This is a genomic window from Pseudoalteromonas sp. 0303 (assembly GCF_013349995.1).
Taxonomy (GTDB): Bacteria; Pseudomonadota; Gammaproteobacteria; order Enterobacterales; family Alteromonadaceae; genus Pseudoalteromonas.
In genome coordinates, this window is the sequence record NZ_JABVXF010000045.1 from 18,657 (window position 1) to 30,594 (window position 11,938).

The window sequence follows — 11,938 nt, forward strand, 5'->3', positions numbered from 1 at the left end:
TGGGGCCTATTGGCCCCGATATTCACTAACCTTCACCATTAATCTAAGTGTAGATCACGGGTCATGTTTTCTAGGCTATCTTCATGAACGATGATGTTATCTTCAATACGGATACCGCCAAATGGCTTAAGCGCTTCAACCTTTTCCCAGTTAATGAACTGTTTGTTGTCTGTTTGCGCAAGGTCACCTAATAACGAGTCGATGAAGTATAAACCAGGTTCAATAGTAAATACTTGGTTCTTTTCGATTAAACGCGTACAGCGAAGGAACGGATGGCCTTCAGGTGGCGCCTGATGAGTACCTTTATCATCAGCCATAAAACCCCCCATATCATGAACTTGTAAACCTAAGTGATGGCCAAGACCATGCGGGAAGAAGGTTGAACTAATACCACGTTCAACAATTTCAGCGGCTGGTAATTTCACAATATTAAAGTCGCTAAGCACTTGCGCTACACGTTGGTGGCAATCTAAATGTAATTCACCATATAACAAGCCTGGCTTTAATGCTTTACCTAAAGCAATTTGATGCTCAGTCATGACCTTAATTAGATCGCTAAATTCGCCCGACTTTTTGAAGTCATAAGTACGTGTAATATCAGCAGCATAGCCGTTAAAGTTTGCACCAGCATCAATCAAGAAAGAGCGATGTGTTTGCGGCGCTTTTGGCTCAAAATGAGTGTAGTGTAAAATTGCACAGTTTTCATTGAGCGCAACGATATTGCCGTAAGGCATCTCGTTTTCGCTTTGACGGGTAGCCATAAGATAAGCTTGTTGAATATCAAACTCTGAACCACCAGCAAAAAATGTGTCACGTGCTGCTTTGTGACCATCTACCGCGATACGGTTTGCTTGGCGTAAACATTCAAGCTCATATTGTGTTTTATAAGCACGGTGAAAGTGCAAGTAGTTCATAACAGGTTCTGGGTTCATAATGCTAAAGCCCAGCGCTTGCGCTACTTCTAAATACTCACCAATGTAGGCGTAATTTGCTTTGTCATAAGGAAGCAATTTTTCGACCTGATCTGGCTGTACTAATAATTCAATATCAAAATACTCAGCCCAAAAATCACGCGGCTCATCAGGCACTTTATGCCAAAAATCCACTGGACGATAAAAAATAAGCTTAGGTTTAGAAACACCATCAACCACAATCCAACAATGAGGGTTGTCGATCACTGGTAACCACGCTTTAAATTGCGGATTCACTTTAAACGGATAATACATGTCATCTAAAAACTGACGCTTAGCCTGACCTGAGTGAATTACTAACCCTTCTAAACCTTCGCGCTCTGTAATTGTGCGAGTACGTTGTTGCAAGGTTGCAATATGTTCGGCGTATAACACCGCTAATTTATCCATAGTAAACCCATCTTTAGTAAATTTAACTTGTTAGCAGTCTATCATAGTCCTGTACCATCCCCCAACTGAGGGGATAGTACATGCAGTGAAGCTTAACCACCCATCGACATATCTAACACGGGTGCTAATACATTGCCGTCGCGACCGAGTCGAGTATGGTATACCTGTCTGTAAGCAAACACGTTTTTAACGTAGTTACGTGTTTCTGTGAAAGGAATTAATTCGATCCACAGCTCGGCAGGCATTGGCTGTTCAGGTAACCAACGTTTAATACGATGATAACCTGCATTGTATGAGGCTGTAGCCAGGATCTCATTGCCATGATTTTTCTTTTTCAAATACTGTAGATACTCAGTACCAAGTCGAATATTAGTACGTGGCTGATACAGCTGCTTACGTGTTACCGTACTCTTATTCATATACTTGGCTGTGCTTGGCAGTAGCTGCATTAAACCATGCGCGTTAGCATGAGAGCGAGCATCAGGTGCAAAAGAACTTTCTCTACGCGAAATAGCGATGCTCCAAGCAACATCAATATGGCTGCGGCTACTATAGGTGGCAAACACATCTTTAAACGCAAATGGAAAACGTAAGTCGACATAATCCCATTCATTTATTTGCGCTAAGGTGAAAATAGTACTGTCATACCAATCAAGATCAGCCGCTAAAATTGAGGCTGCGAGCTTTTCCTCTTTAGTTGATGTATCTGTTAGGTAATTCCATTCACGGCGTGCTGAGGTAAAACGCTCAAGCTCATACAAAGCACGAGCACGTTTAAAGCCGGGAGCATTGGCCACTTCTAGCTTTAACTGATTGCTAATGCTGATATCTTTATTGTTTAAACTAACTGGAATACCTAATCGTGCTGAAGCTAAAAAGCCATAATAATCACGCTCTTTTGCCACTGTTTGCCAAATAGCACGCGCGCGCTCTACTTCACCGCGCTGGTTTAAGCTATACGCTAACCAATATTGCTGACCAAGGCTGAGATTTTCTTTACCAGTAAAAAACGCCACAATGCCTGACCAATCTTGTCTTTCAAGCATATTTGCTAACTGCCACTGCATTAGCTTGCTCGTTTGACGGTCTTTAGGCACTTTATTCAGCCAAAAACGCGCTTGTTGATGACCATTAGATGCAAGCGACAACGCAAAACTATAATAAACATCTGCTTTTTGCTCGTCGGTGTAATTAAACATGGTTTCGAGCTTTTCCCATGCACGTAATGCAAGGTCATTATCTCGCCACACTAAACGCTTCACACCATAAAGGGCTATTTGCCCCTCTTTAGCCGACTTTTTCTTATAACGATAAAGCCCGGCTGCTGCACTTGGATCTTTGCGAACCGTTAAATATAAGTCAGCTAAATATTGCTCGCTTTGAGGCAATAACGTTTTTAAATAAGGAATTAAGCTCGATGTGCCGCCCTCAGCCGCTAAGCTAATACGTTGCCAAATACGATCTTGCGTTTGATAACCCTTCTTCTTCCAGAGTGAAAATAACTTATCACACTCTTTGGGTTGTGATTTTCCTACCACCCACAAATCACTAACTTGGTTCATGATGGCTTTTTCAGGTGCCCCTAAATCTAATTGAAAGCTTAAATAAGGACAGGTTAATTCGTTGTTGCTCGTTTCGCGATAGTTACGAATATAAGCCGCTTTCTTGTTGTACTTTTTTAAGTATTCAAGCCATACCTTCCGTACAGGCCACTCTAATGGCGTATTTTGGTAAACATTAAGATAGTTCTCGATTTCTGTCTGGTGTTTAAGACTCGGGTTTCGTTGCCAATACGCCATTTCAACATAAGGTTTCAGCGGGTGATCAAGCCCATTTGCCGCCTCTTTCATATCTTGATAATCACCGTAACGCGCCTTTTTTTCAGCTTTTAAAAAAGCGTCATGTTTATCGTTGGCTTCAGCTGCAAAAAAAGGAAAAATTAATGCGGCAGCTGTCCAACCAAAGAGTTGTTTTTTCATGATGACCTTTAACAAAAATTAAAGAATTAATAACAAAAAACTTCTCCTACACCTTAGCACCAAACCAGCTATATTTTAACCAATCGCGATAAAGCGCAGTAAATTTTTCGTTGCATTTTCATTTTAAAGCAAGCACACTGATTGAAATGCAAACTCATCGTACCAGTCTTAGTTAATTAACTAGGGAGAATAATAATGTTATATAAAAGCGATTCATTTGAAGTTGCTTTCATCAAGGACAACATCGCCGAGTTTAAGTTCTGTGCCGACGGTTCAGTAAACAAACTTTCGCAGCAAACCTTGCAAGATTGCGCTTTAGCATTAAAAGAATTGGCAACAAACTCAGATATCAAAGGCATGGTGTTCACCAGCGATAAAGATCATTTCATTATCGGCGCCGACATTTTCGAATTTTTACCTACATTCACTAAACCTCAAGAAGAACTTGTTGCATGGATCAAAAATGCAACTGACGTTTTTGACGCTATTGAAGATTTACCTTTCCCAACGTTAAGTGCTGTAAACGGCATGGCGCTTGGTGGTGGATGTGAGTGGGCACTTGCTACCGATTATCGCGTTGGTAGTACTGATGCTAAAATTGGCCTACCTGAAGTTAAATTAGGCATTATGCCTGGTTTTGGTGGCACTGTTCGCCTTCCGCGCCTGATTGGCGCTGATAATGCGATGACGTGGATCACCACAGGCAAAGAAAACCGTGCTGCGGATGCACTTAAAGTTGGTGCGTTTGACGCGGTAGTTAGTGCTGACAAACTTTTAGAGTCAAGCATATCAACACTTGAACAAGCAATTGCTGGCAAGCTAGATTGGCAAGCAAAACGACAAGTAAAATTACAGCCACTGAAAATGAACCGTGTTGAGCAAGGCATGAGCTTTGCGATGGCGGAAGGTATGGTAATGGGTCAGACAAAAGGTCATTACCCAGCACCCGTTATGGCAGTAAGAACAATTAAAGCAGCTGCAAATTGTGAACGCGCTGAAGCAATGGCGATTGAAAACGCTAACTTTGCTAAATTAGCAGCAACAAGCGAAGCAGCAGCACAAACAGGTATTTTCTTAGCTGACCAATACATTAAAGGTAAAGCGAAGAAGCAAGCTAAGCACAGTGAACTTGAAATTAAACAAGCCGCTGTATTAGGTGCAGGTATTATGGGCGGCGGTATTGCTTATCAGTCTGCTTATAAAGGCACACCTATTATCATGAAAGACATCAACCAAGATGCACTTGATTTAGGTATGGGCGAAGCTTCTAAGCTACTTGGTAAAAAAGTACAACGTGGCCATATGGCGATGGAAAAGATGGTTGCTACATTAGGCAAGATCAAACCGACGCTTAACGATGCAGACTTACAAAGTGCTGATATTGTTGTTGAAGCCGTGGTTGAAAACCCTAAAGTGAAGCAAGCCGTTCTTGCAGGTCTTGAAAAAGACTTACCAGCGGGCACTATCCTAACTTCAAATACCTCAACAATTCGTATTGACGAGTTAGCATCTGCACTTGAAAAACCAGAAAACTTCTGTGGTATGCACTTTTTTAATCCAGTGCCAAAAATGCCATTAGTAGAAATCATTCGCGGTGAAAAAACATCAGAAGCAACAATTAATGCGGTTGTTGATTACGCTTTAAAACTTGGTAAATCACCAATCGTTGTAAACGACTGCCCTGGTTTCTTTGTAAACCGCGTATTATTCCCTTACTTTGCAGGCTTCAGCAAACTTGTTGTTGAAGGTGCTGACTTCGCGAAAGTTGATAAAGTAATGGAAAATGTATTTGGTTGGCCTATGGGCCCTGCCTACCTTCTTGATGTTGTAGGTATCGATACGGCTTACCACTGTACTGGTGTAATGGCAGATGGTTTCCCTGAGCGTATGGCTCGTCAAGATAAAGACCCTGTTACTGTATTTGCAAACGAAAAACGTTTTGGTCAGAAAAATGGTTCTGGTTTCTACCAATATGCACCAGACCGCCGTGGTCGCCTTAAAAAGGCACAAGATGCAACAGCAACTGAGTTACTAAGTGCCATCACTGATGCACCTAAAGACTTTGATAAACAAGAAATCATTGACCGTTGTATGATCCCTATGATCAACGAAGTACTACTTTGTTTACAAGAAGGTATCGTGGCGTCTCCACAAGAAGCTGACATGGCGCTAATTTACGGCATTGGTTTCCCTCCATTTAGAGGCGGTGCATTCCGTTACTTAGATCAAACTGGTTTAGCGAACTTTGTTGCAACAGCAGATAAGTACGCTCACTTAGGTGCGATTTACCAAGTATCTGATGAAACTCGCAAGTGGGCCGAAGAAGGCCGTGTATTCTATAAGGTGGAAGGATAATTAACATGAATAATCCAGTAATCGTAGATTGTATCCGCACACCAATGGGTCGTTCTAAGAACGGCGTATTCAAAAACAAGCGTGCGGAAGATTTAAGTGCTCACTTAATGAAAGGTTTGTTAGACCGTAACCCAGCCGTTGATCCAGCATCAATTGATGATATTTACTGGGGCTGTGTACAACAGACTTTAGAGCAAGGTTTTAACATTGCTCGTAACGCAGCACTACTCGCCGGTATTCCGCACTCAGTGCCAGCTGTCACAGTTAACCGTTTATGTGGCTCATCAATGCAAGCATTACACGATGCAGCACGCGCTATTATGACTGGCGCTGGTGATACCTACATCATTGGTGGTGTTGAGCACATGGGTCACGTACCTATGACTCACGGTAATGATTTTCACCCTGGTTTATCAACGTCTGTAGCACAAGCTGCCGGCGTAATGGGTTTAACTGCAGAGTACCTTGCAACGCTGCACGGCATTAGCCGCCAGCAACAAGACGAGTTTGCTTACCGTTCACATCAACGTGCACACGCGGCAACTGTTGAAGGTCGTTTCCGTCGTGAAATCCTGCCAATGGAAGGTCATGATGCAGATGGTTCTTTAATCTTAGTTGAAGACGATGAAGTAATCCGTCCAGAAACAACTGTAGAAGGTTTATCGCAACTACGCCCTGTATTCAATCCAGCATCAGGTAGCGTAACGGCAGGTACTTCTTCTGCACTTTCTGACGGCGCGTCAGCAATGCTTGTAATGAGCGAAGAAAAAGCAAAAGAACTTGGTTTACCAATTCGTGCGCGTATTAAATCAATGGCTGTTGCAGGTTGCGATCCATCAATCATGGGTTACGGCCCTGTACCAGCATCGCAAAAAGCACTTCAACAAGCAGGTATCACTATCGACGATATCGATGTTGCTGAGCTTAACGAAGCATTCGCAGCACAATCTCTACCAGTATTAAAAGACCTAGGTCTGATGGATGTGGTAGATGAGAAAGTTAACCTAAATGGTGGTGCAATTGCACTTGGTCACCCACTTGGTTGTTCTGGTTCACGTATTAGCACAACGCTTGTTCACCTAATGGAAGACAAGAACGCTAAATACGGTCTAGCAACTATGTGTATTGGTTTAGGTCAAGGTATTGCAACTGTATTTGAGCGAGTAGAATAACGAGCTCACGCCAAACATCTTGGTGATAAAAAGGCGCACTGAATTGCTCAGTGCGCCTTTTTTATTTGCTTTGCTTTCACTTATTGAAACTGGCGGCAATAGAAAGTTAAAATAGCCGCTTATTAATTGTCTCTTTCATCCAAAAGGTCAGCCATGAGTTTTGATAATCCCGATCACCAATTAGATGCACTTGGCCTACGTTGTCCAGAACCTGTCATGATGGTGCGTGGTGCAGTACGTAAAATGAAAGATGGCGAAACCTTACTTATCATCGCCGATGACCCATCAACCACCCGCGATATCCCAAGCTTTTGTACCTTTATGGATCACACTCTCGTAGCCAAAGATGTAGAACAAGCACCGTATCGATACTTGGTGAAGAAAGGGTTATAACGAGCTCGTAGGTTGGTTAGAGCGAAGCGAAACCCAACGTTATCGCAAGATGATGGCAACAAATTAAAGTTCGTGAAATTCAACTTTTAATCGAAATTAAGCTACTCTTATCATTTAACATTCAAGGATGAATGTATGCGATACAGAAGAGTACTAGTCCCCGGTGGCACCTATTTCTTTACTCTAGCGATAGCGCAAAGAAACTCAGCACTTTTAACTTCAAACATCACTCAGCTACGCTCAGCTTATAAAAGTGTGTTTAAGTCACATCCTTTTAAAACGCTTGCCATTGTCATTCTTCCAGATCACTTACACGCTATTTGGCAACTACCCGCTGGGGATTGTGATTATGCAAAACGGTGGCGGTTAATTAAGTCTAATTTTTCTAGACAGCTAAATAATTGCGAGCATAAATCGCCTAGCCGTATTCATAAATGTGAACGAGGTATTTGGCAGAGACGGTATTTGGAGCATTATATAAAGGACGAGCAAGACCTAATGAACCATATTAATTATATTTACTTCAACCCTGTGAAACATAAATACGTGAATCAAGTCGGAGACTGGCCATTTTCGTCTTATAGGAAATTGAGTAAGTCATCTGCTTTTAATTTGTCAGTTGATGAGTTAGATATCGCACTTAATCTATATGAAGATTGATGAGAAGGCTGGCGCTTTGTTCTAACGCTAGCCTAACCAGTGTGTTGGGTTTCGCTCTGCTCTACCCAACCTACCAGCACAGAGCTTTACTTTCGAGTTACTGTCACTTTTGGTTGATTACTATTGCGGTAATCAAAGCTCACTACATACACACCTTTTGCAGCGGGTTTGAGTACGTAGGTTGGGTTGAGAGCAACGAAACCCAACGTGATTGCTGGCAAATCCAACACACCCGATAGCTAATCAGTTGCAGAGCTAGATACCCCAGCTAACCTTAAAGGAGAGTGCATGCGTTGGGTTTCGCTACGCTCTACCCAACCTACCAGCGCAGAGCTTTACTTTCGAGTTACTGTCACTTTTGGTTGATTACTATTGCGGTAATCAAAGCTTACTACATACACACCTTTTGCAGCGGGTTTAAAGCTGAAATAATTGTAGATGGTATTACAGTCTGCATTGGCGGCTTGGCCTAGCACTAATGATTGCCCTGCTGGGTCCATATCACTGTAACCACAGTTATAGCCTTCGCTAAAATCTGCATCCGCTACTTTGAATTCATAAACCTTACCAGGTGTAGAAAATTTAACGTCGGTTTGGAATATGCCTGGAGCAACTTGCTCTAATTGATACTGCGGCTCCGCATCCCACAAGGTGAAATCACCACGTAAGTACATAGTACGGTCAAGCTCTTTGCTTGGCAGAATATCGTCAATGCTTGGCATTTGCATTTGGCTAGAACAGGCAGTTAATAAGCCTGCTAATGCTAAAGTAATTACACGTTTCATTACTGTTCCTTATGCTACAAAAAAGCCAGCACTGAGCTGGCTTTTATTAATTGGCTACTGCTTACTTCTGAAGTACAGAAATATCAGCAATATCTAAAAACAGACGGCTTAGTTGGCTTAATAATGCTAAACGGTTTTGTTTAACCGCTTCGTCATCGGCCATTACCATGACGTTATCGAAGAAGTTATCAACACTCTCACGGATACCCGCAAGTTGAGATAATGCCTCTTGGTAATCGCCATTTGCATATAAAGGTGCAAGCTCAGTTGCAAACTTAGCAACGTGTGACGCTAATACTTTTTCTGCGTCATCGCTTAATAGGCTCTCATTCACATCACCTTGTGTTGTGATGTCATTCTTAGCCAAGATATTGCTTACACGTTTATTTGCTGCTGCAAGCGCTTCTGCTGCGTCTAATGTACGGAAGTGACTTACTGCTTTAACACGGCGGTCGAAATCAACTGGTTTAGTTGGGCGACGTGCTAGCACTGCTTGAATGACATCAACTTCGATACCTTCATCTTGATACCATGCGCGGAAACGACCTAACATAAACTCAAACACATCTGTTGATACGTTTAGGTTCGTTAGCTTTTCACCGAATAGCGTTTGTGATTTAGCAACAAGGTCTAAGATATCTAGCGGTAATGATTTTTCAACCATGATGCGTAATGCACCAATTGCTGCACGGCGAAGTGCAAATGGGTCTTTGTCGCCTTTTGGCGCTTGACCAATACCAAAAATACCCACCAGCGTATCAAACTTATCAGCAATAGCTACCGCACAGCTGATCACATTTGTTGGTAAGTTATCACCCGCGAAGCGAGGCATATATTGTTCGTTTTGCGCGAGTGCAACTTCTTCAGCTTCACCGTCGTGACGAGCGTAATGCATACCCATTACACCTTGTACGTCGGTAAACTCCATGACCATTTCGGTCATTAAGTCTGTTTTACTTAATAAACCTGCTCGCTTAGCCAGCTCTGCATCAGCACCTAATTGCTCAGCAATGTAACCTGCAAGTTCACTAATACGCTCAGATTTGTCTTTCAACGTACCAAGTTGCTTTTGGAATAAAACAGTATCTAGAGACTCTAAGCGACTCTCTAGCGTTTTCTTCTTATCTGTTTCGTAGAAGAACTGTGCATCCGCTAAACGAGGACGAACAACTTTTTCGTTACCAGCAATTACCACGCTTGGATCTTTACTTTCGATATTAGAAACAAATAGGAACTTGTTAAGTAAGTTGCCATCTTGGTCTAATAGCGGGAAGTACTTTTGGTCGTCCTTCATGGTATAGATAAGCGCTTCTGAAGGAACATCTAAGAATGCTTCTTCGAATGTTGCTGTCAGCGTTACTGGCCATTCAACCAAGGATGTTACTTCTTCAAGTAAGTCTTCATCCATCGCTACTTTTGCATTTACAGCGCTAGCTGCTGCTTCAATCTGTTCACGAATTTGTGCTTTACGTGCTTCGAAGTCAGCGACAACGTAAGCAGATTTCAGCACATCAAACACATCGTCAGCGTGGTTGATTGTGACTTTTTCTGGATGATGGAAACGGTGACCTTGTAATTGGTTGCCAACTTGCTTACCAAGGATTTCGCCTTCGATTAGCGTGCTACCAAACAAAATAGTTGCAGTGTGTACTGGGCGAATAAATTGTGTTTTATTTGCCCCCCAACGCATTGGTTTAGGGATAGGTAATTTTGCAAGAGCTTTGTTTACTGCATCACTCATAAGCGATGTAGTTGCTTGACCTTCAACCTGTGCTTTATGTAATAACCAAGCGCCTTTATCTGTCTCAAGTGTTTGTGCATCGCTTACATCGATACCACAACCACGAGCCCAACCCATTGCTGCTTTAGTTGGATTACCATCGGCATCAAAAGCTGCTGCAACTGCAGGACCACGCTTTTCTACAACCTTGTCACTTTGTTTTGCTTCAAGTGCACTAACACGTAAACCTAAACGACGTGGTGATGCGTACCAGTTAACACCTTGGTGATTTAATTCTAAGCTTGCAAGCTCAGTTGCTAAGTTCTCAGCAAACGACTCAGCAAGTTTACGAAGTGCTTTCGGTGGCAACTCTTCTGTGCCAATTTCTACTAATAAATTTTCTGCTGACATGCTAATTCTTAATCCTTACAAAGCGGGAAACCAAGAGCTTCACGGGCATCATAGTAACTTTGCGCACATGCTTTAGATAAAGCACGAACACGTAAGATATAACGTTGACGTTCTGTTACTGAGATAGCGTGACGAGCGTCTAATAAGTTAAACGCATGTGATGCTTTCATTACTTGCTCATAAGCTGGTAATGGTAGGCCTGCTTCAATTAGCTTTTCGCTTTCTTTTTCACAGTGATCGAACTGTGCAAATAAGAACTCAACATCCGCTTGTTCGAAGTTATAAGCTGACTGCTCTACTTCATTTTGATGGAATACATCACCGTATGTCACACGACCCATAGGACCGTCTGCCCATACTAGGTCATAGATACTATCTACGCCCTGAATATACATTGCTAAACGCTCAAGACCATAAGTGATTTCACCGGTTACTGGTGAGCACTCTAAGCCACCTACTTGCTGGAAGTAAGTGAACTGAGTTACTTCCATGCCGTTTAACCAGATCTCCCAACCCAGACCCCATGCACCTAATGTAGGCGACTCCCAGTTGTCTTCTACGAAGCGAACTTCATCAGTTAGTGTATCAATACCAACAGCAGCTAAAGAGCCTAAATAAAGCTCCTGGATGTTTTCTGGTGATGGCTTTAATACTACTTGGAATTGGTAGTAATGCTGTAAACGGTTCGGGTTTTCACCATAACGACCATCAGTTGGACGGCGGCATGGTTGAACATACGCGCTCGACATTGGCTCTGGGCCAATCGACTTTAAGAAAGTTAACGGATGAAATGTCCCTGCTCCCACTTCCATATCAAGTGGTTGAGCAATCACACAGCCTTGCTGTGCCCAATAGTCCTGTAAAGCCAGGATCAAACCTTGAAAGGTTTTAACGTCATATTTTTGCATATTTGGCTTATAGTATCTGGTGCGTTTAGTCTGAAAATTGCTCTCAGTATACCTTGTGTGCAGTAAGGTTTTAAGCAGTTTGTGCTTTTTCAGCAATAAAAAAAGGAGCCTGTAGGCCAATGCCAGTCAGTTAAGCTGACTGGCATTTCTTTTTTTATGTGGGTACTTTGATGGCTTAGGCTTTATCGCTCTTG

At 42.5% G+C, this 11,938-nt stretch carries 9 protein-coding genes; 4 read left to right on the top strand and 5 right to left on the bottom strand.

From position 1 onward, the window contains the following. Positions 1-38: 38 nt before the first annotated feature. Positions 39-1,361: a Xaa-Pro dipeptidase gene (gene pepQ, locus HUS62_RS19970; protein ID WP_119854111.1), complete on the bottom strand. Its 1,323-nt coding sequence runs from the start codon at positions 1,359-1,361 to the stop codon at positions 39-41. A 92-nt stretch (positions 1,362-1,453) separates the two neighbouring features. Beyond that, complete coding sequence (locus HUS62_RS19975) at positions 1,454-3,340, bottom strand: transglycosylase SLT domain-containing protein (protein WP_119854112.1); 1,887 nt, start codon at positions 3,338-3,340, stop codon at positions 1,454-1,456. Positions 3,341-3,535: 195 nt separating this feature from the next. Here HUS62_RS19975 and fadB point away from each other — a divergent pair, with 195 nt between their 5' ends. From fadB to HUS62_RS19995, 4 genes are all read left to right on the top strand, one after another. Continuing rightward, entirely contained in the window at positions 3,536-5,695 is a 2,160-nt protein-coding gene (gene fadB, locus HUS62_RS19980) for a fatty acid oxidation complex subunit alpha FadB (protein ID WP_063701450.1), read from the top strand. 5 nt (positions 5,696-5,700) lie between these two features. Then, on the top strand, positions 5,701-6,867 hold the full coding sequence (gene fadA / locus HUS62_RS19985) for an acetyl-CoA C-acyltransferase FadA (protein WP_063701448.1): 1,167 nt from the start codon (positions 5,701-5,703) through the stop codon (positions 6,865-6,867). Positions 6,868-7,020: 153 nt separating this feature from the next. After that, the gene (gene tusA / locus HUS62_RS19990) at positions 7,021-7,260 is read left to right on the top strand and encodes a sulfurtransferase TusA (RefSeq protein ID WP_054554785.1); all 240 of its coding nucleotides are present in this window, start codon (positions 7,021-7,023) and stop codon (positions 7,258-7,260) included. A gap of 135 nt (positions 7,261-7,395) precedes the next feature. Beyond that, entirely contained in the window at positions 7,396-7,920 is a 525-nt protein-coding gene (locus HUS62_RS19995) for an REP-associated tyrosine transposase (RefSeq protein WP_175080909.1), read from the top strand. 335 nt (positions 7,921-8,255) lie between these two features. On the opposite strand, the gene HUS62_RS20000 is transcribed toward HUS62_RS19995, so the two are convergent. The 3 genes from HUS62_RS20000 to glyQ form a co-directional block, all read right to left on the bottom strand. After that, entirely contained in the window at positions 8,256-8,705 is a 450-nt protein-coding gene (locus HUS62_RS20000) for a hypothetical protein (RefSeq protein ID WP_054554787.1), read from the bottom strand. A gap of 61 nt (positions 8,706-8,766) precedes the next feature. Continuing rightward, positions 8,767-10,836, bottom strand: a complete 2,070-nt coding sequence (glyS, locus tag HUS62_RS20005) for a glycine--tRNA ligase subunit beta (protein WP_062564602.1) — start codon at positions 10,834-10,836, stop codon at positions 8,767-8,769. A gap of 8 nt (positions 10,837-10,844) precedes the next feature. Then, entirely contained in the window at positions 10,845-11,744 is a 900-nt protein-coding gene (gene glyQ / locus HUS62_RS20010) for a glycine--tRNA ligase subunit alpha (RefSeq protein WP_054554789.1), read from the bottom strand. Positions 11,745-11,938: the final 194 nt, after the last annotated feature.

Excerpts from the sequence above, each read along its gene's own strand:
- pepQ (WP_119854111.1), bottom strand. The coding sequence starts at position 1,361 with ATGGATAAATTAGCGGTGTTATACGCCGAACATATTGCAACCTTGCAA.
- HUS62_RS19975 (WP_119854112.1), bottom strand. The coding sequence starts at position 3,340 with ATGAAAAAACAACTCTTTGGTTGGACAGCTGCCGCATTAATTTTTCCT.
- fadB (WP_063701450.1), top strand. The coding sequence starts at position 3,536 with ATGTTATATAAAAGCGATTCATTTGAAGTTGCTTTCATCAAGGACAAC.
- fadA (WP_063701448.1), top strand. The coding sequence starts at position 5,701 with ATGAATAATCCAGTAATCGTAGATTGTATCCGCACACCAATGGGTCGT.
- tusA (WP_054554785.1), top strand. The coding sequence starts at position 7,021 with ATGAGTTTTGATAATCCCGATCACCAATTAGATGCACTTGGCCTACGT.
- HUS62_RS19995 (WP_175080909.1), top strand. The coding sequence starts at position 7,396 with ATGCGATACAGAAGAGTACTAGTCCCCGGTGGCACCTATTTCTTTACT.
- HUS62_RS20000 (WP_054554787.1), bottom strand. The coding sequence starts at position 8,705 with ATGAAACGTGTAATTACTTTAGCATTAGCAGGCTTATTAACTGCCTGT.
- glyS (WP_062564602.1), bottom strand. The coding sequence starts at position 10,836 with ATGTCAGCAGAAAATTTATTAGTAGAAATTGGCACAGAAGAGTTGCCA.
- glyQ (WP_054554789.1), bottom strand. The coding sequence starts at position 11,744 with ATGCAAAAATATGACGTTAAAACCTTTCAAGGTTTGATCCTGGCTTTA.